This is a genomic window from Polynucleobacter sp. UB-Siik-W21 (assembly GCF_018687415.1).
In the GTDB taxonomy this organism is placed as follows: domain Bacteria; phylum Pseudomonadota; class Gammaproteobacteria; order Burkholderiales; family Burkholderiaceae; genus Polynucleobacter.
The window spans coordinates 694,372-718,403 of sequence record NZ_CP061289.1; the positions used below are offsets into that span (position 1 = coordinate 694,372).

General features: G+C 46.1%; 22 protein-coding genes. 11 read left to right on the forward strand and 11 right to left on the reverse strand.

Features of this window, described 5'->3' with window-relative positions; all coding sequences use genetic code 11:
- The first annotated feature begins 5 nt into the window (after positions 1 to 5).
- Both C2756_RS03585 and C2756_RS03590 read left to right on the forward strand, forming a co-directional pair.
- Complete coding sequence (locus C2756_RS03585) at positions 6 to 1,055, forward strand: Ldh family oxidoreductase (RefSeq protein ID WP_215320097.1); 1,050 nt, start codon at positions 6 to 8, stop codon at positions 1,053 to 1,055.
- A 19-nt stretch (positions 1,056 to 1,074) separates the two neighbouring features.
- Positions 1,075 to 2,058, forward strand: coding sequence for a tripartite tricarboxylate transporter substrate binding protein (locus C2756_RS03590; RefSeq protein WP_215320099.1), 984 nt, complete (start codon positions 1,075 to 1,077; stop codon positions 2,056 to 2,058).
- Between the two features lie 22 nt (positions 2,059 to 2,080).
- Here C2756_RS03590 and C2756_RS03595 read toward each other — a convergent pair whose 3' ends face one another.
- Positions 2,081 to 2,782 carry a pirin family protein gene (locus C2756_RS03595; RefSeq protein ID WP_215320101.1) on the reverse strand — a complete coding sequence of 234 codons (702 nt, stop codon included), beginning with the start codon at positions 2,780 to 2,782 and terminating at the stop codon, positions 2,081 to 2,083.
- A 79-nt stretch (positions 2,783 to 2,861) separates the two neighbouring features.
- Between C2756_RS03595 and C2756_RS03600 the strand changes: the two genes are divergently transcribed.
- The gene (locus C2756_RS03600; RefSeq protein WP_215320103.1) at positions 2,862 to 4,304 is read left to right on the forward strand and encodes a TAXI family TRAP transporter solute-binding subunit; all 1,443 of its coding nucleotides are present in this window, start codon (positions 2,862 to 2,864) and stop codon (positions 4,302 to 4,304) included.
- A gap of 1 nt (position 4,305) precedes the next feature.
- Here the strand turns inward: C2756_RS03600 and C2756_RS03605 are convergent, their stop codons facing one another.
- The 3 genes from C2756_RS03605 to C2756_RS03615 are packed head-to-tail and all read right to left on the reverse strand — an operon-like array spanning position 4,306 to position 6,438.
- Positions 4,306 to 4,758 carry a phosphate-starvation-inducible protein PsiE gene (locus C2756_RS03605; RefSeq protein WP_216860801.1) on the reverse strand — a complete coding sequence of 151 codons (453 nt, stop codon included), beginning with the start codon at positions 4,756 to 4,758 and terminating at the stop codon, positions 4,306 to 4,308.
- A 60-nt stretch (positions 4,759 to 4,818) separates the two neighbouring features.
- Positions 4,819 to 6,093 carry an NAD(P)/FAD-dependent oxidoreductase gene (locus C2756_RS03610; RefSeq protein ID WP_215320105.1) on the reverse strand — a complete coding sequence of 425 codons (1,275 nt, stop codon included), beginning with the start codon at positions 6,091 to 6,093 and terminating at the stop codon, positions 4,819 to 4,821.
- A 12-nt stretch (positions 6,094 to 6,105) separates the two neighbouring features.
- Positions 6,106 to 6,438 (reverse strand): c-type cytochrome, encoded by a 333-nt coding sequence (locus C2756_RS03615; protein ID WP_215296690.1) that lies wholly within the window; start codon positions 6,436 to 6,438, stop codon positions 6,106 to 6,108.
- Between the two features lie 190 nt (positions 6,439 to 6,628).
- Here C2756_RS03615 and C2756_RS03620 point away from each other — a divergent pair, with 190 nt between their 5' ends.
- From C2756_RS03620 to C2756_RS03630, 3 genes are read left to right on the forward strand one after another with little or no spacing between them, the layout of a single operon-like run.
- Complete coding sequence (locus C2756_RS03620; protein ID WP_215320107.1) at positions 6,629 to 8,350, forward strand: glycosyltransferase family 39 protein; 1,722 nt, start codon at positions 6,629 to 6,631, stop codon at positions 8,348 to 8,350.
- Complete coding sequence (locus tag C2756_RS03625) at positions 8,347 to 9,612, forward strand: exo-alpha-sialidase (RefSeq protein ID WP_215320109.1); 1,266 nt, start codon at positions 8,347 to 8,349, stop codon at positions 9,610 to 9,612. The genes C2756_RS03620 and C2756_RS03625 overlap by 4 nt, the downstream gene beginning before the upstream one ends.
- Positions 9,612 to 10,232: a hypothetical protein gene (locus C2756_RS03630; RefSeq protein WP_215296693.1), complete on the forward strand. Its 621-nt coding sequence runs from the start codon at positions 9,612 to 9,614 to the stop codon at positions 10,230 to 10,232. Before C2756_RS03625 ends, C2756_RS03630 begins: the two co-directional genes overlap by 1 nt.
- Before the next feature lie 55 nt (positions 10,233 to 10,287).
- Here the strand turns inward: C2756_RS03630 and C2756_RS03635 are convergent, their stop codons facing one another.
- The 6 genes from C2756_RS03635 to fabI form a co-directional block, all read right to left on the reverse strand.
- On the reverse strand, positions 10,288 to 11,277 hold the full coding sequence (locus tag C2756_RS03635) for a tripartite tricarboxylate transporter substrate binding protein BugD (protein ID WP_215296694.1): 990 nt from the start codon (positions 11,275 to 11,277) through the stop codon (positions 10,288 to 10,290).
- A 96-nt stretch (positions 11,278 to 11,373) separates the two neighbouring features.
- On the reverse strand, positions 11,374 to 12,219 hold the full coding sequence (locus tag C2756_RS03640; protein WP_215320111.1) for a CoA ester lyase: 846 nt from the start codon (positions 12,217 to 12,219) through the stop codon (positions 11,374 to 11,376).
- 19 nt (positions 12,220 to 12,238) lie between these two features.
- Complete coding sequence (locus tag C2756_RS03645; RefSeq protein WP_215320113.1) at positions 12,239 to 13,615, reverse strand: MmgE/PrpD family protein; 1,377 nt, start codon at positions 13,613 to 13,615, stop codon at positions 12,239 to 12,241.
- A 42-nt stretch (positions 13,616 to 13,657) separates the two neighbouring features.
- Positions 13,658 to 14,533 carry a MaoC family dehydratase N-terminal domain-containing protein gene (locus C2756_RS03650; protein WP_215320115.1) on the reverse strand — a complete coding sequence of 292 codons (876 nt, stop codon included), beginning with the start codon at positions 14,531 to 14,533 and terminating at the stop codon, positions 13,658 to 13,660.
- Positions 14,534 to 14,565: 32 nt separating this feature from the next.
- Complete coding sequence (gene chrA / locus C2756_RS03655; protein ID WP_215320117.1) at positions 14,566 to 15,897, reverse strand: chromate efflux transporter; 1,332 nt, start codon at positions 15,895 to 15,897, stop codon at positions 14,566 to 14,568.
- Positions 15,894 to 16,679, reverse strand: coding sequence for an enoyl-ACP reductase FabI (gene fabI, locus C2756_RS03660; RefSeq protein ID WP_215296699.1), 786 nt, complete (start codon positions 16,677 to 16,679; stop codon positions 15,894 to 15,896). Before fabI ends, chrA begins: the two co-directional genes overlap by 4 nt.
- Before the next feature lie 50 nt (positions 16,680 to 16,729).
- Between fabI and C2756_RS03665 the strand changes: the two genes are divergently transcribed.
- The 5 genes from C2756_RS03665 (at position 16,730) to C2756_RS03685 (ending at position 23,129) form a co-directional block, all read left to right on the forward strand.
- On the forward strand, positions 16,730 to 18,598 hold the full coding sequence (locus C2756_RS03665; protein WP_215320119.1) for an extracellular solute-binding protein: 1,869 nt from the start codon (positions 16,730 to 16,732) through the stop codon (positions 18,596 to 18,598).
- An 11-nt stretch (positions 18,599 to 18,609) separates the two neighbouring features.
- Complete coding sequence (locus C2756_RS03670; RefSeq protein WP_215297336.1) at positions 18,610 to 19,674, forward strand: microcin C ABC transporter permease YejB; 1,065 nt, start codon at positions 18,610 to 18,612, stop codon at positions 19,672 to 19,674.
- Positions 19,671 to 20,696, forward strand: a complete 1,026-nt coding sequence (locus C2756_RS03675; RefSeq protein ID WP_215320121.1) for an ABC transporter permease — start codon at positions 19,671 to 19,673, stop codon at positions 20,694 to 20,696. Before C2756_RS03670 ends, C2756_RS03675 begins: the two co-directional genes overlap by 4 nt.
- Complete coding sequence (locus tag C2756_RS03680) at positions 20,693 to 22,327, forward strand: ABC transporter ATP-binding protein (RefSeq protein ID WP_215320123.1); 1,635 nt, start codon at positions 20,693 to 20,695, stop codon at positions 22,325 to 22,327. The genes C2756_RS03675 and C2756_RS03680 overlap by 4 nt, the downstream gene beginning before the upstream one ends.
- Positions 22,328 to 22,475: 148 nt before the next feature.
- On the forward strand, positions 22,476 to 23,129 hold the full coding sequence (locus tag C2756_RS03685; protein ID WP_215320125.1) for a C40 family peptidase: 654 nt from the start codon (positions 22,476 to 22,478) through the stop codon (positions 23,127 to 23,129).
- Positions 23,130 to 23,156: 27 nt separating this feature from the next.
- On the opposite strand, the gene C2756_RS03690 is transcribed toward C2756_RS03685, so the two are convergent.
- Positions 23,157 to 23,990 carry a patatin-like phospholipase family protein gene (locus tag C2756_RS03690; RefSeq protein WP_370624036.1) on the reverse strand — a complete coding sequence of 278 codons (834 nt, stop codon included), beginning with the start codon at positions 23,988 to 23,990 and terminating at the stop codon, positions 23,157 to 23,159.
- Between the last annotated feature and the right edge of the window lie 42 nt (positions 23,991 to 24,032).

The window sequence follows — 24,032 nt, forward strand, 5'->3', positions numbered from 1 at the left end:
TCACGATGAAATATTTAGCTATCGCTGACGCTGAAGCATTCATTTCAAAAGCACTGCAGTCGCAAAAAGTTCCTGCGGCTGATGCCGGTACGATTGCAAATCTCATGGTGCAATCTGATCTAGTTGGGGCTGATGGTCATGGCATTTTTCGTTTACCCGCTTATCTCAAAAGAATTCAGGCTGGGGGCGTGAATCTCAAGCCGAACATTCATATAGAGCGTGAGCAGGGTGCTACAGCACTGATTAATGGTGATAACGCTTTAGGTCATTTGGTGATGGACAAAGCCGTTCAACTTGCCATTGAAAAGGTAAAGCAACATAGTGTCTGCTGGATTGGTAGTCATTATGGCAATCATTCAGGCGCCGCCTCAGTCTATGTTCGTAAGATAGCAGAGCAAGGCTATATTGGAATTTATATGGCAGTTGGTAATGCAAACCATATGGCGCCCTGGGGAGGAATTGACTTATTACTCTCTACTAACCCTATCGCTATTGCAGTGCCAGCGGGTGATGGCCCTATGGTACTACTAGATATTGCGACGACTGTAGCGGCTTATGGCAAGGTGAAAGTCGCGGCACAAAAAGGCGAGACTATTCCGGATGATTGGATGATTGACCGTCAAGGTAAGCCCATTACAGATCCTAAAAAATCGGCTGAGGGTTCACTATTGCCTATTGGTGGCTATAAGGGCTATGGCTTAGCGGTGATGATTGGCTTGCTTGCAGGCGCCTTGAATAATGCGGCGGTTGGTAAAGGTACGATTGATTTCAATGCACATCACGACTTATTAACCAACACTGGGCAAACGATTATTGCAGTTGATCCAAGCGCTTTTGGAGATCAGGAAGCTTTTATTGGTAGAGTGATTGCATTGGTAGAGGACTTAAAAAACTCTGCCACACTACCCGGCGTTAAAGCAGTTCGTGTTCCAGGTGAAGGCTCAGCCAAGACTATGGCCGAGAGAAATCGAATGGGTATCCCGGTTTCCCCTGAGCTGCTCAATGCATTAAACACTTGCGCTCAGGAGTGCGGTATTACAGCTTTAGATTTATAACATGACTGGAGGAGACAATATGTTCAAAAAATTTATTAAAAACATAGCAATCAGTGCAGCAGTGATACCAGCAGTTGTTCCAGTCCTGATGGGTTCAGCATTTGCTGCTTACCCAGATAAACCGATCAAGATGATGATCGGCTATGCTCCCGGAAGCTCTACTGACATTGTTGGTAGGATGATTGCCAATGATCTCAGTCTTGCTTTAAAGCAGCCCATCATTGTAGAAAATCGTGGCGGCGCTGCTGGTAGCTTAGCTGCAGACGCAGTTGCAAAAAGTAGCTCAGATGGCTACACCATTTTATTTGCGCAAAATGGTTTAGCAATTAATGTGGCGGCCAATCCAAAGCTACCATTTAATGGACAAAAAGATTTGCTTCCAGTGGTCGGTGTTGCAGCGACCCCCCATATCTTGATCGTCAATAATAATTCTCCAGCTAAGACAGTAGCCGATTTAATTGGGATGCTCAAAGCCGATCCCGGTAAGTTAAGTTTTGGTTCTTCTGGAATCGGAAATTCAGATCATATGGCAGGCGAATTATTTTTAGCTACTACTGGATTGCAAGCGATTCATATTCCGTACAAAGGTGGGTCACCTGCCGCAACGGATTTAGTTGGTGGTCAAATTGATTTTTACTTTGCCGGCATGCCAGTTGGTCTACCTCTATATAAGGGCGATAAGGTCAAGGCCTTGGCAGTGACTAGTAAGAATCGCTTTAGTGGTGCTCCAGAATTGGTCACTATTCAAGAGGCGGGTGTGAAGGGTTATGAAATGGCTTTGTGGCAGGGTATGTTTGTGCCAGCTGGCACGTCACCAGCCATTATTAAAGAGCTGAACAATTCTGTTTTGAAGATTTTAGAAACACCTGAAATGAAAGATCGCTTTCAAAAGGCCGGTGTACAAATTGCCCCAATGAATACACAGCAATTTTCAGACCTTTATTTCTCCGATATTGCTCGGTGGAAAGTCGTCATAGAGAAAGCCAAGATCAAGCTAGATTAGCTCTTCATTTCTCTAAACATCATTAAGCGCTGAGGTCGAATACTAAGACGTCAGCGCTTTTTCCATGAGAGATAGCTAATTGATTTTCATCCTGAATCATGAGGGCGTCTCCACCATGCAACACTTGACCGTTCACCTGCAGTGAGCCACGAATCAGGTGAACGTAGGCTTTGCGGCTCGGGTCCAATGTAAGCGAAGTGGATTGATCGTCATTAAATAGGCCCGCGTACATCTTCGCATCCGCAGAAATCGATACCGAGCCATCTTGAGCATCTGGTGATGCGACCAAGCGGAGAGTGCCTTCTTTGCTTGCTGGTGGAATGGTCTTCTGCTCATAGCCAGGTGCAATTTCTAAAACATTAGGCTCAATCCAGATTTGTAGGAAATGAGTCGTTTGATCTTTTGCGTGATTAAACTCGCTATGGGTGACACCGCTACCTGCGCTCATGCGTTGGATATCTCCCGGAGGAATACCTTTGACGTTTCCCATACTGTCTTGATGTGCTAATTCACCGGATAGTACATAGCTGATGATTTCCATATTGCGATGACCGTGCTTACCAAAGCCCATTCCTGGCGCAACGCGGTCTTCATTAATGACTCTGAGATTCCCCCAACCCATAAACTTCGGGTCCTGGTATCCCGCAAAGGAAAATGAGTGGAAGCTTTTGAGCCAGCCATGATCTGCATAGCCTCTATCTTCAGATTTTCTGAGAAATAACATGTTGACCGCCGTTTATTTTGATGAAATTGGGATAAGGACATTATCATTAGCTTTTAGAATATTTGCTGATCGGTAGCGTATGGCAAGCTTTAAAGACAATACTAAGGAAACCTTTTTAGGTCTCATTGAGAGCGCTCAGGAATGGTGGGCAGACTTTACTCAATTCTTGCAAGAGACTTGGCCGCTTTTGATATTGCTCCTAGCTATTCTCATGGGTATCTGGTGGTACGCAGATCCACCTCCACCTCGCCATGTATTAATGGCAACCGGATCTCCCGGTAGTTCTAATGAGCTTTTAGGCAAACGTTACGCTGAATTTTTTGCTAAAAAAGGAATTACTCTAGAGCTAGTGGCTACCAATGGCGCACAGGAAAATATTGATCGCTTAGCAGACCGTAAAGATGATCTCCAAGCTGCTTTTGTTCAGGCAGGCGTTGTCCATACGTCGGGGGTGACTGGTGTCGAGTCCTTAGGCGTCATTGCTTATGACCCTGTTTGGTTTTTCTATCGGGGCTCAGAACTGAAGGAGAAAGATTTTCAAGGTTTTGATAGCAAGTTTAAGTATTTCTTAAGCAAAAAAATCTCCATTGGCATAGAGGGTAGCGGTACTTACGCACAGGCCACGAAAATTCTCAAGCTTTCAGGCTATGAGCCAGGACCCAGTTTTCTAAAACTTCCACCAGATCAGGCTATTCAGGCAATTCAAAAAGGAGAGATTGATGGAGTTTTTATTGTAGATACCTACTACTCTCCAAATGTACAAGCTTTATTGAATGACCCTAATTTACAAATTGGTACGTTTGGAAGGGCAGAGGCCTATGTCAAACTGATTCCATATCTGCGCATACTGAATGTACCTGAAGGTGCATTTGATTTAAAACGTAATTTCCCTAGTAGTGATATGAAGCTTCTTGCCACTACTACCAATCTGCTGATTGATGATCGCATGCATCCGGCAATACAATTTTTATTTCTAGAAGCCGTAAAAGAAATTAATGGCAAGGCATCTTTTTTTGCTGCTAGAGGTGAGTTCCCCTCATTTAAAAATACAATGCTTCCAGAAAGCTCGGTTGCGATTCATTACGAAAAGAATAGCTATCCATTTTTAGTGGCCTACTTACCATTCTGGCTTGCAGAATTAGTCAATCGACTGGTTTTTATTTTGCTGCCATTCCTGGTGATTTCTTATCCCTTGTTGCAAGCACTGCCTGGTTATAGAACAAGGCGGATGCAAAACAAAATTAACCGCTTGTATTCGGACTTAAAAGGTTTTGAGCAAGAGTTGCTGACCAATTTTGATTTAAGTCTTCGGGATGAGTACCTGAAAAGATTAGACGTCCTCGAATATCAAGCGCTCACCATTCAGGTTTCTAGGCGTCTTGCAAGCGATTGCTACGCTTTGCGCACTAGCATTGACTATGTGCGTAACTGTCTCAATCGAGGGGTTCAACCTTATCAGATTAACGAGACATCAGTCGCACTTGCAACACAAGTAATTAATAAGATGGAGCCACCTGTATAACTTATTCACTTTCCCCGGATCTGCTGGGGAATTTAAAGGAAGCGTAACGCACAATCGCATTTGCGATGGCCAAGATGAGAATAGTTAACCCCATGAGAAGGATTGCCATATCCGCTTCATGCTTGGTATTGACTAAATCAATAATGAGGCGAGTGACCGCAGTAATGGCGACATAGATCAAGAAGCGCACGGGCATGTGGTTGGTCTTGAAATAAATACCAACCATCGCGCCAATTTCTAAGTAGATAAATAGAAGTAGTAAGTCTTCAATCGATGCAACCCCTTTACCTACCATTCCCATGAAGGCGACTGCTGCAGACCAAACGGTAGCAGCACCAATGCCAAACAAGGCAATGCGATGAAAGAGCGAGACAAATAGGTTGCCAATAGGCACTGTCCATTTTTCTACGATAGCCTCAATCTTGTTCGCGTCTTTTGGGGAAGTCGGGGTCATATTTATAAGGCCTCTATCGTTTTATCAATGAGTTTCTGTGTACTTCTCAAATGGGCAAAATTAACCAAGGGTGTCAGCCCAGATATTGTGAGCCCAGCCCCAGGCATAAACACCTTCTAGGGTGGTTGGGCCAGGTGAGACTCCCCCAGAACCAGGGACTGGCTTAAAGGTCTTTTCAGCGGTGATGTATTGATGAACGCTCGCTACGTGTACCACTTCTTTGGCATTGACAAAGCTGTAGCAAGTATTGGTCAACACAGGGGCGGGATTCATTTCCCAGCCGCTGAGTTCGGCCACAATGGCTGCGGCTGCAACTTTAGCGTGCTGGTTAGCCATGTGTCCGGATTTAGGCATAGCAAAGGCCACTTGAATCGAATCGCCCAATACGTGGATATCTTTTTGAGCAGTCGATTCAAAATTGATGAAGTTCACATTCACCCAGCGTCCATTCGAATTCGCAAGACCAGTTTTGACAGCGATGTCACCAGCGCTCATGGCTGGCAATAAGTTCAAAACATCCGCTTTGAGGTCATCTTGTATTTCAAACTTAATCGTTTTGGTTTTAGCATCTACAGCAGTCACATTATGTTTTGGCAGATACTCGATCATGCCAGCGTATTGTTCAGCCCATACCTTCTTAAATAAGGCGCCCTTAGAAGTGACATCTTGATTGGCGTCGAGGATGAGCACCTTTGACTTCGGCTTGTTCTGCTTGAAGTAGCTCGCTACTTGGCAGGCGCGTTCATAAGGGCCAGGAGGGCAACGATAAGGAGCTTCTGGAATACTCAGGGCATAAGTCCCACCATCGCGCATGGAGGCGAGTTGTTTATGGAGAGCAACAGTCTCAGCTCCAGCCTTCCATGCTTGGAGGGTGACGCCCGCTTTGTTGGCTTGCGCAAGCCCTTCAATGCTATTCATCATTAAGGAAACACCGGGCGAAACAATGACTTTGTCATAAGGAAGTGTTTTTCCGGATGCAAGCTTCACGGTCTTCTTATCTGGGTCAATACTCGCCACGCTGTCCTGAATAATCTTGATGCCATGACGTTTGCTCAAATTGTCATATGGACTAGTAAGCTCTGCTAGCTTACGTGAGCCGCCAATCACTAAATTCGAGAGTGGGCAAGAAACAAACGAAGCATTGGGCTCAATTAAGGTTACCTTAGCGGTGTTGTTTGAAAAGAGGCGCAGATACTTAGCGGCGGTAGCACCACCATAGCCGCCACCAATAACGAGGATTTCTGCTTTTTGTAAGTTTGCGCGTGCTTGACCAGAGAAGCCAGCAAGTAATCCCAGTGTTGCTGCACTGTGGCCAATAAAGTGACGACGATCCATGATGTGCTCCTATTATTTCTTGCCGAGTTGAATGGCGATGATTTCGAGTTGCTCGTCAGAGTAGCCTTTGGCTAACTGCGGCATGATGGTGCCTTCACGCGCTCCAGATTTAAATGCCTTGAGTTGGGTCAGCATTTGCTCGCTGCTCAATTGGTTGATGAGTGGCATGCCACCATCAACCACACCCTTACCATCAGTTCCATGGCAGTTAGCGCAAGTCGCAGCTAATCCACGGTGATATAACTTGGTGGCATCGGCACTTTGTGCATGGCTGATACCAGTCAATGCATAAAAGTGAACAAGGGCGCCCATCAATAGGGCAGACTTTATTTGTTTAGCTTGCATAGGAAGCAATCTCCGTTCTGATGAATATGCGCCAAAAGTAAGCGGTCGCATAAAAGTTTCTAGCCCTATCTTAAACAAGAAATCCATGATTAGGGGTATATGACTCATAGGGATTTTTCATAAGCTCATTCAATAAAGTGTATATGTCAGCTTTTCATTGGCAGGGGGCTTAAGCCTATAAACTATAGGTATGCGTGGTTCCTTTACCCTTCGATATGCACTCCTTACCCTCGTTTTAGTGGTAATTACCTATCTTTATGGCTTGGATAGTCGCTTTGCCCCTAAAAATGGTGACGAATATCCTTATATGCATATTGTTCGGATGACAGCTGATACTGGTCATTGGTTGCCACTCCAATCTCAAATGGACGGGATTAAAAATACCAAGCCCCCATTGATTTTTTGGCAAGGCATTGTGAGTACCAGTTGGGCAAGCCAATGGAGTCTCGAAAACTTACGTTTGCCTAGCGTTCTCTATACAGGGCTCACTGCTTTTTTTCTCTTTTTAGCAGTACGTCGATTTACCGGTAATACCCAAACTGGATTCTTGGCAGCCTTCGTTTGGTTATCTTTTTTTGCAACTTATCGTTATGGGCGCCCATTTCTCACGGACCCTCCAGAAGTGCTGTGGCTAAGCTTGCCATTTTTGGCGCTTTTATATTGGGGGAAGAGCGCCTTTGAGTCCAAACTCTTATTTCCACTATTGGCAGGCCTGAGTTTTGGTTTAGCACTCTTTGCAAAATCGTTTGCGTATATTGTTCCTGCTTCCTTAGCGCTCGGCTTGTATTACTGGCACTGGCGAAAATGGAATATTTCTCAAACACTCATTCGAGATCTCTATAAATTAATCCTCATTGGCCTGTTGGCCTTGGGCGTTTTCGGTTTATGGTTTGCTCTTGATCCTCAGCCAGATGCAGTTTGGAAAGAATTTGTGTTGGGTGAGAATGCTGGTAAGTTTGCCGCACGTAGCTCTAACTACTTGCTAGATTTGGTTCGCGGTGGCGATAGCATCTGGATGTTGCTCATTACGACGATCGCTAATGCTGGCTTATTTACATTTGTACTTCTGTCCACATTAACCCAATGTTGGCGTGAACGTCGTCTTTTGTCGACAGAAGAAATTTTATTATTCTTGCTAATTACTACATTCTTGCTGGTGTTCAGCTTACCAAGTCAACGCTCTGGTCGTTATCTCTTGCCCGTGATGCCTGCTTTTGCAGTACTGATTGCTGTGCGCTGGGAACATTTGCCTTTATGGGGCTTTCGCATTAGCTTGGTATTGCAGGGTATGGTGCTAGCGATTTTGTTCTGGCTTGGGTTGCATTTACAAGGCTCTCATTTTGATGGTAGTTCAGAGTCGTGGATGTATCACCCGCTGCACTGGCTATTGATGGGCACCTCTTTCATCATTGTTTTACTGGGTCTGATCAAGAGAGGTCACTGTAAGACTTTGGCACTCATCGGATGCTTTTTAATTTACTGTGCACTTACGAGTAGTCTTAGTCCATTAGAGGGGCATTTGGGTCGCTTTTCTGCAGCGACGATTGCGCAAGTCAATGGTAAAGATGTTTGGATTCCCTGTGACTATCGGGCAAAAGATGAAGAATATCGCTTGCTATTACCAGGTGCTCAATTGCATGGCTATCTTGCTAAAGAGGCTGGTGATGTAGAGGGTCTTATCAAAACCTATCCCTTAGTTGCGGTGCAGTCTCCATTAGGCGTTGCGCCTAGCATTTGTAGCTCATGTCAGATCATTGGCCAAAGAATGGAAATGAGGGCGCGTCACTCTGATGAAGAGATTAAAGCCATGTTACTTGGTAAGGTTGGTGAACATCTTTTTGTTAATGAGTACTTAATAGCAACACCGGTTTCTAATACTGAGTTGTTGAATGTAAAGGATGTTTGTAGATGAGTCGTGTGATTGCCCTCTGTTTTTTGTTACTAGCTGCTGTCATTGGATTTCTCCATATTGATAGTCGCCCTGCTTGGGCGCCATTTTCAGGAAATGAAGTGATTGCACAAGAAGCAGATGAAACAAATCAAGCGCAGCCAGAAGGTAAAGTAACCGCCAAGACAAAAGTACCTTCACAACCTTCTATCGCTAGCCCGCGTACTGATTGGCTGCCCGATACCGGTGCACCGTCTGTGCATGCTGCTTCACTGATTGCATTAAAAGATGGTGCTATCAGAGCGTTTTGGTTTGCAGGTAGCCGCGAAGGCGCGCCTGATGTGGTGATTAATACAGCCGTATTTGATCCCAAAACAAACGCTTGGGCGGCACCTACAGTGGTGATCGATCGAGTGGGTGCTGAAAAAGGCTTATCACGCTATATCGCCAAATTAGGCAACCCCGTTCCTGCGCGTTTGCCAGATGGCCGCTTGCAATTATTTTTTGTGACGGTCTCGATTGGGGGCTGGGCTGGAAGTTCAATCTCTACCATGTTGTCAGATGATGATGGTTTGACTTGGGGTCGTCCTCAACGCTTAATTACTTCGCCATTTGTTAATCTAAGTACCTTAGTGAAGTCGCCTGCAGTGCAAATGACCGATGGACGCTTGGGACTTCCGGCTTATCATGAATGGATCGGCCGCTTTGGTGAGTTTTTGAGGTTAGATATAACTCAAGTCATTGATAAGCGGCGTATGAGTTCGGGTCGTAGCGCAATTCAGCCGGCTGTGTTTGTGAATGAAGCCCAAGATGCTACTGCATATTTCAGACAAACTAGAAGCGCTGGGCAAGCAAAGCGCATTCCGGTGAGTCTCACGCGAAATGCGGGCCAATCATGGCAATCTGCTACCGATCTGGAAATTGAGAATCCTAATTCTGCGGTAGCCGGATTAACTCTGAAGAACGGCGCCCATCTATTAGTGCTGAATAATATTGAGGCAGGGCGCTATCGCTTGGTATTGATGATGAGCAATCCCAAGTCGGGACAATGGCAAGTTGTTGAGGTGCTAGAAAATGATGAAGCGTTACCAGACCAAGAGCGCAAAGAGTTTTCTTATCCCTACCTAATTAGCGCCAGTGGTAGCGATGCGCACTTAGTCTATACCTGGGATCGTAAAAAGATTCGGCATCTGTATTTCTCCAGCGCATGGCTTGAGCGTGCTTATAGTCAGTTGCCGGTACAAAGCAATGCTGGATCGAGTATCGAAGTGAAGGAGGCGCAATAATGAATGATCTGATACAAACCTTTGCTTTGATAGAGATGTCTATCACTTGCTCTTTAGTCCTCATGTTAGGAATTCAAAAGTTCTCTCAACTGAAATTTCCATTAGCAGCAAAACTCCTCTTGTTATTCGTACTGACCAACCTCTTTTTTTGGCGACTAGGGATGTTTATGGAGCTTCCATTAGCGGCTTATGTGCGTGGGGTGGTCGGTGATTTAAGTATCGTGAGCACTTTGCTGTTATGGAGCACCTTGCTGCCTAGTCATAAGGGTGCGCCCCTAGCATTTAAGTGGAGTATTGCCATCATTGCACTCTGTTTTTATCCTTTTGCATTAGGTCTGAGCATGATTGATCCTTATGCATGGGGTTACGGCTCGAATATTTTCTTGCTTGCCGTACTTCTATCGGCTGTCATTTGTGCGCTTGCCAATTGGACTAAGGGAACTTGGATCATTGGCCTAGCTATCATTGCTTGGGTCATTCATTGGCATGAGTCTGCTAATCTTTGGGATTACCTATTGGATCCACTCTTGGTAATCTGGTCAATCTTTGCGCTAGTGAGTTTGTTTCTTCAAAAGCGCAAAGAGAAGTTCCGCTCTGGTTATTTATTTAGACCGGGTTGAGATCAAAAATAAAGCCAGCGTGTAGCTGGCTTTATTCATAGACAGAGTGAACTGCTTAGTCTGCGTAAGCTCCAGCCTTACGAATCACAGGACCCCATTTATTGATTTCAGCATCGAGATGATCTTGCAATCCTTTTGGAGTTCTCTTTGCTGGTGAAACGATTTCAATGTTGGACTCCGCTAAGCGGGCTTTGACTTCTGGATCGTTCAGAGCAACGTTCAGTGCCTTGTTAATCTTATTAACAACCGCAGGAGGCGTGCCCTTGGAGACATACATACCATGCCAAACTTTTACTTCGAACCCTTTAAGGCCCTGTTCATCCAAAGTAGGGATGTTCGACAGAGCTGGCAGACGCTTTGGTGTTGTCACACCATAAGCTTTAACCAAGCCATCTTTAATGTAAGGAACAGTCTGTGTAGTCTGATCACAAAGGAGGTCTACTTGCCCACCCAGTAAATCTGTTAGAGCAGGACCAGTTCCCTTGTAAGGTACGGTGGTTAATTCAACACCTTCACGTGACATGAATAAGAGGCCGCATAACTGAGACACTGCACCAGGACCGGCATTTGCCAAAGTGACTTTATCTTTATTAGCCTTAATGTAAGCCTCTAACTCTTTAAAGTTATTCGGTGGGAAATTCTTACGACCTAAGAGCACCATGGGTACATCTACTACTTGGCCGATGTATTCAAAATCCTTCATTGGATCAAAGTTTAATTTTTTGTACAAAGCTGGTGCGGTTGCCATACCCATGTGGTGAATAAACACGGTGTAACCATCTGGAGCAGAACGTGCCACCCGGGTTGCAGCAATCGTGCCGCCAGCACCAACGGTATTTTCAACAATGACCGTTTGTCCCAATTCTTTGCCCATTGGTACGGCAATCAGACGCGCAACAGCGTCAGTTGGACCACCAGCAGAAAAGGGTACAACAAGCGTAATCGGTTTATTTGGGTAAACATCTGCACTCAATGCATTGCCAGCGAGTAGTGCTGAAGCAGCCATTGCGCAGAAACCAGTGAAAAGTGATTTACGTAATTTCATAGTTAGTCTCTAGTATTAGTGATTAAAACGTTGGGGTACAGATTCGTTAAGAGCCATTTTGCCAGTTTTTTTGATAAAAATGAGCTTTGCTGGGGATTAGTGTTTACCAGCAAGCGCCAGCGTTCTTTGGGCCAATAGGACCACTGGGCGATCAATCATTCTGCCATCCAGCTTCACAGCACCCCCTTTTGAGGCATGATCTGCTTCGATCACTCTCTGGGACCATCGAATTTCTTCTTCAGTGGGCATAAATGCAGTCTGAACAATAGCCACTTGCTTAGGATGGATACACAGTTTTGCGCCAAAGCCCATCCGTTTCGCTCTTTCAGCATCGTCAGTGATGCGAGGCAGATCATCGGTTGAGGGTGTCACCCCATCAATTGGAGGGGCAATTTGAGCCAAGCGGGAAGCTAAAACGATTTGATAGCGAGCCGTTTGCAGTTCGGTTTCTTGAGGATCACAGATCATGCCCAAGTCAGCTTGTAAATCAAGATTGCCTAGGGCAAGACGGAGCACTTGATTGGCGGTGGATATTTCTCGGAGTCGGTCTAAGCCAATCGCTGTTTCAATCATGGGAATGATGGCGGTGTTCGGTAGCACTAGGGCTGCACCGTTGATTTGATCAACGGACTCGCTCTTGGGAATCAGTAAGCAGGCTACTTGTAATTCTTGGGCCAGAATCAAATCAGCGGAATAAAACTTGGTTCCCGGAGAGTTGGTGCGAATCACAAGACGCTTCTTTTGTTCAGCTGAAAACTGCGGCCAAGCAGTGCGGATTGCATTACGAGCTGTCTCTTTATCTTCTTCTGCTACAGCATCCTCTAGATCTAAGATAACCCCATGAGCACCGCTATCCAGGGCTTTGATAAAACGCTCGGGGCGAGTGCCTGGCACAAATAAAAAGTCACAACTAAAGCCTAGCGGGGTATCAAGTGGATTCATGAAAGTCTAAATTGGGAATTTAATTGTTAGGAAGTAAAGAGCCCATCTTGGCCTGTTTGCGGATATTCCACAAGAGATCAATTGCTTTACTCATCTCAGCTGGATGAGCTCCACCACTAAAGGCAGCTAAGCGCATTGCCTTATCGGTGATTTCAGCGCGTGAAAGGGTATTGCCAGGATCGCCTTTGGGTTCATCAACGCGACCATCGAGAACTTGACCGTTATTCAAATGAACTTTGACTTTGCCAATCCAACGTTGGGGATAAGCGCTATCCACTTCGGGATCGAGCGTCATCGTGACGCGATCTCTAAACAAGCAAATCGCTTCATCATGGAAGTGTTCATCGAATTCTTGTAAGCCAGCAAACTGATAGTGTGCAATGATTGCTAATACAGTGCCCATAGAAAACTTCGATTGATGCACTGTTGCAGGATCGGTCACTGGACCCAAGACATCAATTGCACCTTGGTGTACTAAAGTTTCCACTTTAGCGATATCACTAGGTTTGAGTTTGTTGGCAAGCATGACTTGCAGAAGAGCATCAGCAGCAGGATGGGTATGGCGACAAGAGGCATGATATTTAAAACTCGTTTCTGCTAAAGCCCAACGACTACCTAAGCGGTCCACTAATTTACTAGGGTCTGCATCGCTAGACATGCCAGCAGCTAAACCTTGCTTGCCTTCTAGGATATGCTGTGCGCCAGTAAAACCAGCTTGTGCAATATAGGCCGACATTAAGCCAGTGGCGGCAGCGTGTGCCGTGTGCAATTGCTTAGAGTCTGCGGCATCGCGTAAAAATTCCCAAAGACCTGCCGATTGAGTGCCTGCAGAACCAAAAGCATTAAGCATTTTTTCAGGGTTGAGTTTGAGTAAACGACCGACAGTAGCAGCTGCTGCAAGCGTACCTGCAGTACCCGTAGTGTGAAAAACTTTGTAGTGTGAGCGGCCTAAAAATTCTCCTACCCGAATGCCTACTTCATATCCTGCTACTGCGGCAACCAGCATATCTTCACCAGAGGCCCCAATCGCTTGCGCACAGGCTAAGGCTGGAGGAAAAACTACAGTAGCCGGATGAAAGACTGAGCCATTGTGAACATCATCTTGCTCTGCTACATGTGAGGCCGCAGCATTCGCCATCGCTGCTAAGAATGGGCTCGAGGTTTTACGATTGATCAGGATTTCAGAAGGGCCAGTATGAGTAGCATCAAAACCACCCATATTTTGGGCGAACTGGGTAAGCGTTTCTACAGGGCGCGAACCCTTACCCGCAATTGCAGATCCAAACCAGTCTACTAAAAGATCCTCTGCGCGACTAATCACATCGTTAGGAATATCAGCAATTTTTAGATTGCTAGCAAAGCTTGCTAATTCACGAGATAAATGTTCATTACTCATCGGGCTGCGGCCTCAAGTTTTCTTTTTTAAACGACTGTCTTATTACGCAAGAACAGCGGTAGCTTGCATCGTGAGCCAGCCTTCGTGGTCTTGCGCCCATATTGCAAGTGTTTTGCCAGAAGGATCTTTTTCTAGATCAGGCTTAGCACTAACTTTAAAGAGATTGATATCAAAGGTAGGGCGTATCGCGCGGAACTCAAAACTCTTTAACTTGCAACTGGGAATACTCTGACGCACAAGATCAACCAAGAGTGTCGCAATCAACGGACCATGAACGATCAAGCCTGGATAGCCTTCCACTTCAGTAACGTATTGACGGTCGTAATGAATGCGGTGTCCATTAAAAGTTAATGCTGAGTAACGAAATAAGAGAACATCATCGGGAGTAATCGTTTTACTCCACTTGGCATCGGTAGGCGCCGGTGTTGGTGCCACCGGTTTGTCATCAGGACCAGGCGCATCACGATAGACGATGTCATGTTCTTCAATGATGGCTAAGCCTTGTTGATTTGAGACTTCATGTTTCACCAAAACAAAAATTAAATCACCAGTGCGACCTGCTTTATGAGTAACGGATTCAATTTTCGAAACACGCTGAATCTCATCACCGACGCTAATTGGCTCTAGCCATTGAATACGACTACCAGCCCACATCCGACGTGGCAGAGGAACGGGTGGTAAGAAGCCGCCACGCTTGGGGTGGCCATCAGGACCAATTTCAGACTGTCGTGCATGAGGTAAAAAATAGAGCCAATGCCATAGTTCAGGTAGGAAGCTGCCCTTACTGGGTTCGGGATCAGGCCTATCTAGGGTTGCTGATAAAGCGCGCACTGGCGCGGCAGTGACGGTGTCAGATAGAGACTCCGTTTTACCGAGCCACTCTTGAAGATGGGTGATGGTTTGAGGTTCGATTCGCATAACTTCTATTATGCCAATCTTAGGAAAGAATCTTAGTGGATCAAAATAGCGGAAAAGTGGATCAACAGGCCCGCTAAGGCCGAGCCACCCAATACGGTCATCACCCCTTTTTGGAATTTAAAGAGGGCTATCGCTGCCAAGCCACAAATTAGCATAGAGATCCAAGAGATGGCGCCACCTAGACCATGGGGTAAAAATACGTGATAAGCAAAAAAGAGACCAAGATTGACAATCACGCCAACCACTGCTGCTGTAATCGCTGTGAGAGGTGCTGTAAAGCTCATCTTGCCATGGGTTGATTCCACCAAGGGTCCACCAACCAAGATGAAGAAGAAGGATGGCAAGAAGGTAAACCAAGTAGCCACAACTGCCCCTAGTGCACCAAACCAAAATGGACTGCTATTGCCAATGAGGTGCTGAATATGTCCAGCGAGGTAACCAACAAAAGCAACGACCATGATCAGTGGTCCCGGCGTCGTTTCACCAAGAGCCAAACCATCAATCATTTGGTTGGCACTTAACCAATGAAATTGATCTACTGCACCTTGGTAGACATATGGCAACACGGCATAGGCGCCACCAAAAGTCAGAAAGGCTGCCTTTGTAAAGAACCAAGCAAGATTGGGAAAGAGCGTTTTCCAATCAAAGATAGCTATCAAGATGCTCATCGGAAGTAGCCAGCAAGCAAAGGCAATGGCGCTATGAACTAAAGTTTTTTGATAATGAAATTGAGCATGCGCTGGGGTAGGGGTGTCATCATCAATGATGGCCTTGCCGGAGCTTTTCACTGCTTTGTTGTTATGACCGCTTTGCTGAAAGTATTCTGGGTAACGCTTGCCGCCCCAGTAACCAATAGCGGCAGCAAGCAAAACAATGATAGGGAACGATAAGTTTAAAATAAAGATTGCTAAGAATGAACCCAATGCAATCCATTGCAACGCTTGATTGTGAATCGTACGTTTGCCAATACGCACTGCTGCATGCAAAACAATAGCAGTGACCGCCGGTTTGATGCCAAAGAAAATCGCAGCGATCCAAGGCACTTGTCCATAGGTGAGATATACCCAAGACAGGCCAATCAAAATCAATAGCGAGGGCAATACAAATAGGGTGCCAGCCAGAATGCCGCCCCAACTACGATGCATTAACCACCCAATATAGGTAACTAGTTGCTGGGCTTCGGGGCCAGGCAAGACCATGCAATAGTTCAGCGCATGTAAAAAGCGCCGCTCAGAAATCCAGCGACGCTTCTCTACTAACTCTTGATGTAGGACAGCGATTTGTCCTGCGGGCCCTCCAAAACTAATAAAGCCTAACTTAGCCCAGAATTTGAGGGCTTCGCCTAATGAAACCGAACTACTCAAGCGTCTTCCATTCCACCAACGACTTGGCTAAAGCCGTTATCAACATAGATGATTTCAGCGGTAATACCGTTGGCTAAATCCGATAACAAGAAAGCAGCGGTATTGCCAACATCATCAATCGTGACGTTGCGACGCAGTGGTGCAGTTTGTTCAACCGCTTCTAAAATTTTGCTGAAACCTTTAATGCCAGAAGCAGCCAAGGTTTTGATCGGGCCAGCAGAAATACCATTCGCACGGATACCCTTAGGACCAACGGAGCCAGCGAGGTAACGCACGGAAGCTTCGAGGGATGCTTTGGCTAAACCCATGGTGTTGTAGTTGGGAACATTCTTCATTGACCCAAGGTAGGTCAATGTTAGTAATGAAGATTTATCGCGCAGCATTGGCAATGCTTCCTTAGCCATTGCTGGGAAACTGTAAGCAGAAATATCATGAGCAATCTTGAAGCCCTCGCGCGAGAGGCCCTCCAAAAAGTCACCAGCAATCGCTTCACGTGGGGCAAAGCCAATCGCATGGACAAAGCCATCAAATTGAGGCCAGGATTTGGCTAGATCTTTAAAGAGGGCAGAAATTTGCGCATCGCTACCAACATCACAGTCAAAAATGAGTTCGGTATTGAATTCTTTTGCAAAATCGACAATTCGGTCCTTAAAGCGCTCACCCACGTAAGTCAGGGCAAGTTCAGCGCCTTCGCGATGGCAGGCCTTGGCAATACCATAGGCAATAGAGCGGTTGGAGAGGAGGCCGGTAATGAGGATTTTTTTGCCGGAGAGAAAGCCCATGATGTGTCCTTTACTTCAAATATGATTTGCTATCTACAATTGTTGCATATATGTCAGCTCATACCCCTTTTCGCCAAATTGCTCATTTCTTGCTGTTAGCCCTGCTAGTTGGGGTTGGCAGCAATATTGCGCAAGCGGCGCAAGGTATAGCGCAGTACGGTAAGCCGAAGTACGCAGATGGATTTGCCCATTTTGACTATGTCAATCCCAATGCCCCCAGAGGCGGCACTCTGACTTTGCCAAATCCTGGGCAAAGAACCAGTTTTGATAAGTTCAATCCATTCACCTTGCGGGGTGTCACGGCCCCAGGAATAGATTTGATGTTTGAATCCCTAGCCGAGGGGAGTGCGGATGAAGTATCTAGTATTTATGGCCTACTTGCTGATGATATTGAGATAGCTAAGGATCGTCAGTCAGTCACGTTTCGTATTCGTCCAGAAGCCAAATTTTCAGATGGCAGTCCAGTATTAGCGGCAGATGTAAAACATAGTTTTGACACCTTGATGAGTGGCCTTGCACATCCTCGCTATAAAACGACGTTTGCTGATGTGAAACAAGCAGTCGTCATCTCAGATCGAGTAGTACGGTTTGACTTTAAGAACAACAATACTGAATTGCCGATCATGGTAGGAACGCTGCCCATTTTTTCTCGTAACTGGGGAAGGCGTCCTGATGGCAGCATGATTGCTTTTGATAAGCTAGCCTTTGACGCACCGATTGGCAGTGGCCCCTATCTGATTGAGTCCTTTAAGGCGGGGAAATCGATTGTCTTTAAAAGAAACCCGCAGTATTGGGCTGATCAACTTGCAAAGCCATTAAATGTGCGGGTGGGTTTCTATAACTTTGATCGCGTGCTCTACAAGCTTTATAGTGACGATGCTGTGCGACTCGAGGCATTCAAAGCAGGGGAGTTTGATGCTCTAGTGGAATATCGCGCCAAGATTTGGGCGAAGGGTTATGTCGGTTCTAAATTTGACAATGACACACTCTTAAAGAAGGCCTTCATTAACCATAATGGCGCAGGTATGCAGGGCTTTGCCATGAATGTACGTAAACCGATTTTTCAAGATCCGCGCGTGCGGCAAGCATTAGGCTTAGCTTTGGATTTCGAGTGGTTGAATCGCCAAATATTTTTTGATCAGTACGGTCGTATTAATAGCTTCTTCACTAATAGTGATTTAAGCGCAAACTTCGATGGGCCCCGTAAACCCACAGAAGCAGAACTCAAATTACTCAAACCGCTCAAGGCGAAATATCCACAATGGGTGCCAGATGCGGTGTTTGGTCCGATGCCATTACCACCATCAACCAAGTCACCGGGTAGTCTTCGTCAAAATCTGCGTCAAGCTCGTGAATTACTCATGCACGCTGGCTGGCAGTATCGTGACGGTGCTTTGCGCAATGAAAAGGGTGAACCGTTTCGTATGGAGATGGTGGAGAACGGCGGTTTTTTCTTGAGAATCCTCTCTGCTTATGGTCGCAACTTAGAAAAGTTGGGTATTCAGCTTGATATTCGTACGAGCGATTTTGCCTTGTACCAAAAGCGCATGAATGAATATGACTTCGATATGACAACCACTCGCTTCCCAGATTCTCAGAATCCTGGTAATGAATTGTGGGATCGTTTTGGTAGCCAGGCCGCCAAAGAAAAGGGTTCAGACAATATCATTGGTGTGCAGTCGCCAGTCGTAGACGCTTTAATCGAAGAAATCACTAAGGCGCAGAATCGCGAAGAGTTGCGTGCTGCTTGCAGAGCGCTCGATCGTGTACTGTGGAATAGCTATTACGTGATACCGCAGTGGTACAACCCCACTCACCGAGTTGCCTTCCGTAATGAGATGCGCTACCCAGAGCCTCCTTTGTATTACCAGGCAGAACCTTGGATCATCCAAAACTGGTGGAAAGAGGGGGCTAAATAATGCAAGGACAAATGCGCGCCTATATTTTTAAGCGTTTGTTACTTATGATTCCAACTTTGTTGGGTGTCTTGACCTTAACCTTTGCAGTGGTTCAGTTTGTGCCGGGTGGTCCAGTCGAGCAAATGGTATTGGAACTTAAGGGTAAAGGTGATGCAGCGGTTGGGGGTACAGAATCTTCTGGTGCTGGAGCGACCTATCGCGGACGTCAAGGCATTGATGCGCAACGCTTAGAAGAAGTCAAAGCCTTATATGGTTTTGATAAGCCACCACTGGAGCGTTACTTCATGATGTTGGGTCGCTTTGCTAGATTTGATTTAGGCGACAGCTATTACCAGCATGAGAGTGTTTGGCGTTTAGTAATTTCTAAGTTGCCGGTATCAATCAGCATTGGTTTGTGGACATTCTTTATTACCTATTTAGTTTCTATTCCATTGGGAATAGCCAAAGCAGTGCGTGATGGTTCTCGTTTTGATGCGGTGACTAGCACCATGATCTTAGTAGGCTATGCCATTCCAGGTTTTGTCTTAGGCGTTCTTTTATTGGTGATCTTTGGCGGCGGTAGTTTTCTACAAATCTTTCCCTTACGAGGGCTGACCTCCGATAACTGGAGTGATCTGAGCTTGATTGGTAAGGTGATGGATTATTTGTGGCACCTAGTGTTACCAATTACCGCTTCGGTATTGGGTAGCTTTGCAGTGGTGACGATGTTGACCAAGAACTCTTTCTTGGAAGAGATTCGTAAGCAGTATGTATTGACCGCAAGAGCCAAAGGCCTCACGGAAAAGCAAGTGCTTTGGAAGCATGTGTTTCGCAACGCGATGTTGCCCTTAGTCACCGGTTTTCCAGCAGCCTTCATTGGCGCCTTCTTTACAGGATCGCTCTTGATCGAAACCTTGTTCTCGCTAGATGGTCTTGGTTTGCTCTCTTATGAATCCGTAATGCGTCGTGATTATCCAGTGGTCTTTGGTACTTTATATCTCTTTACCTTGATTGGCTTATTTACGAAGTTGATCTCTGATCTTTGCTACGTCTATGTTGATCCTCGCATTCAATTTGGTGCTGGAGGCGGGTCATGAGTCGTTGGCAGCGTTTTAGAAGTAACCGCAGAGGTTATGCCAGCCTGTGGATCTTTCTAGTTCTCTTTGGTCTTTCTCTGGGCGCTGAGCTCATTGCGAATGACAAGCCTCTATTAGTGCGTTATGACGGCCACTTTTATTTTCCAATAGCAAAGAATCAGCCTGAGACTGTCTTTGGTGGAGACTTTGCGACGCCAACGGATTTCTTGGATCCTGATATTCGTCGCAATATAACGAGTGATGGCAATTGGGCAATCTATCCACCGATTACTTATAGCTACGAGACGCTGAATTATTTTTCTCAAGTTCCTAATCCAGCGCCACCGTCTTGGCAAAACTGGTTGGGTACCGATGATCGTGGACGCGATGTACTCTCGCGTCTCATTTATGGTTTTCGACTATCAATTCTGTTTGGTTTAGCACTCACGATTGTGGGCGTGAGCGTCGGCATCATTACTGGTTCTCTAATGGGATTTTTCGGCGGTAAGTTTGACTTAATTTCCCAGCGCTTGATTGAGATTTGGTCGGCAATGCCTGAGTTATATCTGCTGATCATCTTCGCCTCAATCTTTAATCCCAGCGTTTCGCTACTCATCATTTTGTTAGCGGCATTTGGTTGGATGGGTTTATCTGATTACGTCCGTGCAGAGTTCTTTCGTAATCGTGCTCTAGAGTATGTGCGGGCTGCGCGGGCATTGGGCCTCACAAATCTACAAATTATGTGGCGTCATATCCTGCCCAATAGTTTGACACCGGTGATCACCTTTTTGCCATTCCGAATGAGTGCTGCCATTTTGTCGCTGACGAGTTTAGATTTTCTTGGTCTGGGTGTTCCACCGGGAACGCCTAGCTTGGGTGAGTTACTGTCACAGGGCAAAGGTAATTTGGATGCATGGTGGATTTCGCTCTCCACTTTTATTGTCTTGGTGGCCACATTACTGTTGCTGACCTTTATGGGTGAAGCGCTGCGTGATGCATATGACTCTCGCAAAGCTGGCCTGATGAGTGGAGGTCGCTCATGAGCTTGCTGCGCTATGAAGACCTTTGTATTTCTTTCGGCGCTGGGCGCCGTGAGAAGTTTGCCGTTAATCATCTCAACTTAGAAATTGGCATTGGTGAGAGAGTAGCCTTAGTAGGCGAGTCTGGCTCAGGAAAAACCTTAACTGCGCTTGCCCCTTTGCGGCTAGAGCCTGAGGGCGCTAAAGTCTCTGGAAAAATTCTGTGGAATCAAAAAGATGAAGGGATAGTCGATTTGTTGTCCTTGCCCATAGAAGATATTCGTGAGATCCGTGGTCGTGAAATTGCCATGGTGTTTCAGGAGCCGATGACAGCACTCAACCCTTTATTTACCATCGGCAATCAAATTATTGAAGCAGTGCAGATTGATCAGCCCCTCATTACTAAGTCTGACTGCATAGATGCAGCGATTGATCTCCTCAAAAAGACGGGCATCCCGGAACCCGAGCGCCGCTTTCATTCCTACCCACATCAGCTATCTGGCGGTCAACGTCAGCGTGCCATGATTGCGATGGCATTAGCTTGCAAGCCACGCCTGTTGATTGCAGACGAACCAACTACTGCGTTAGATGTCAGTTTGCGTTTGCAAATTTTAGATTTGCTGAAAGAGTTACAAGAAGAATCTAAAGAAGATGGTGGCATGGGAATTTTATTGATTACCCATGACCTCAATCTTGTAAAGCACTTTGCTGGACGTGTAGCCGTCTTGAATCAAGGTAACTTGATGGAGTCTGGGCCAACTAAACAAGTGTTTAATCATCCGATCGATCCTTACACGCGCGCTTTAGTGAATAGCGAGCCTGTTCGCGAGCTCGCACCGGTGATGCCATTAGCGCCCGTACTATTAAAGACAGAAGAGTTATCTGTCGCATACCCAAGTTCAGAGTCGACTTCTTGGTTTAAAAAAGCACCTCCCCATAAGGTCTTGAAAAAAGTCAGCTTTCATTTGAAGCAAGGCCAGACCATTGGTGTCATTGGTGAGTCGGGTTCAGGTAAGACTACTTTAGGTATGGCCGTGCTTGGTCTCTTAGGAGATTCTGCAGCGCAAGTAACAGGTGATGTCGATGTGCTTGGTAAAGATTGGCAAACACTGAAGCCGGTAGATCGACGTGCGATGCGTTCTAGCCTGCAAGTGATATTTCAAGATCCCTTTGGTTCGCTTTCACCGCGGATGAATGTGATGCAAATTATTGCGGAGGGTTTGGATGTTCACCATCCGAACTTATCGCCAGCCGAGCGTGAATCTCGTGTGGTCGATATGCTCAAAGAAGTGGGCTTGGATCGCTCAGCGTTAACTCGCTATCCGCATGAGTTCTCTGGAGGTCAACGGCAGCGTATTGCGATTGCCCGCGCTTTGATTTTGCGGCCGCAGATATTGGTCTTGGATGAACCTACATCCGCATTAGATGTTTCGATTCAGAAACAAGTGCTCGCCTTACTTTCAGAATTGCAGAAGAAGTACAACTTGGCTTATTTGATGATTAGTCATGACTTAGCAGTCATCCGCGCCATGTCTCATGAGGTGATGGTGCTCAAAGAGGGTAAGGTGGTTGAGTTTGGCGACACTGAGACCTTGATCAAGCACCCCAAACAGGTTTACACCAGAGAATTATTTGCGGCTGCCGAACTGACTTAGTTAGAGCCTAAAACCCTATTCTATGGGCTATTTTGGTGCATATGACCCGCATTCATGCACCAAGTTCTGAAAAATCATCCATGTAAACAAAGACTTAAGACTATAGTCAAGGCTTGGTTAAATAAGGGTTCTTTGTTAAACTGGTTCGATGTCACTAAAAAAAGCGCTACTTTCACAAATCTTGGGTCTAGCCCTGGGTTTGACTATCTCTATATCTGCAAATGCCGCAGATACCGTGGTGGTAGCTGACGCACCAACTGAAGCAGTTGTTCCAAAAGAAAGTATGTTTCAAGCTGGTAGGGCTTATATCTCTCGAGTGTCTGACCGATTAGCGGATACCGTGACTGGAAAATCTGAAGAGATGATTAATCGCGCCATGGAAGTGATTGGTGTGCGTTATCGCTGGGATGCTGAATTACCTCAGTCTGGTTTGGACGGTAGTAGTTTTGTTGGTTATGTATTCAAAGACAAGTTGGGCTTCTTGTTGCCACGCAAGTCAACGCAAATGAGTCGGGTTGGTAAACCGATTAGTCGCGATGAGCTGCAACCAGGCGACCTTGTATTTTTCAACACGATGCGTTTAACTTTTTCTCATGTGGGTATTTATGTTGGTGACAATAAATTTATTCACTCACCATCCAAAGGCACCAGTGTTCGTGTCGACGATCTAGGTAGCCTGTATTGGGATAAACGTTTTGATGGCGCCCGTCGTCTAGATGGCAGTGATAACCTCAATGATGCCGAGCGTCAAGAGTTGTTAAACGAAGTCAAGAATCTCAAGCGTAAGTCACGCAGTCTCTAAAGTCCTCCCTTTCGGGGCTTTACCTACTTAGCCTTTCAGCTTTTCCTTGATCAAAGCCATTTGTTCTTGGCTTGCGACTTCGCCAGCCAAGATGGCTGCATTTCTGGACTTGAAATCGCCACTACTCATTTGCTTCAGTTGCGGAGTAATCACGATATCGGCACTCTTGAGTTCATATTGATTAATGCTTCTTTGCATAATCGAAATGGTTTGTTGTAACACTCCAAAGGTGCCACTGGCATCTTGATGGACTGGCTCTGAAGAGATGTTCACTGCAATCACTAGAGTAGCTCCCATTTGTCGGGCATAACTCACGGGCACGGGGGCTACCAGACCGCCATCCAGATATTCCTTGCCGCCAATCAGAGTGGGTTGGAAGACTCCAGGTACGCTACACGATGCGCGCACTGCTTGGCCAGTATTGCCTGTACGAAATAAAACACCTTTGCCTGATTGCAATTCAGTGGCGACAATTCCTAATGGAATACGCATCTGTTCAATGGCCTTGTTTTGTACTTCTCGATTTACCATGTTTTGCAGGGCATCACCTTTAATAAGTCCGCCAAAACGTCCCGCAAATGGCAGCCCCCAGTCTGCAATCGTGGCTTCATCGAGATTGAGGGCTAGGCGATTGAGATCATTACCAGTGGCGCCAGAGGCAAGCAGGGCAGCAATGACGCTACCGGCACTGCTGCCAACCACAATATCGGGGCGGATGCCTTGAGCCTCTAGGACCTTGATTACCCCAATGTGGGCAAATCCTCTTGCTGCACCAGCACCTAAAGCCAAGCCAACTACTGGCTTTTTTGTTCCCATGATGCCGCACGAGCTGAGGGCTCCAGCACTGAATAGGGCGCCCATACTGATGCCAAGGCCCAATAAGTGGCGTCGTTCAGGAGAAAC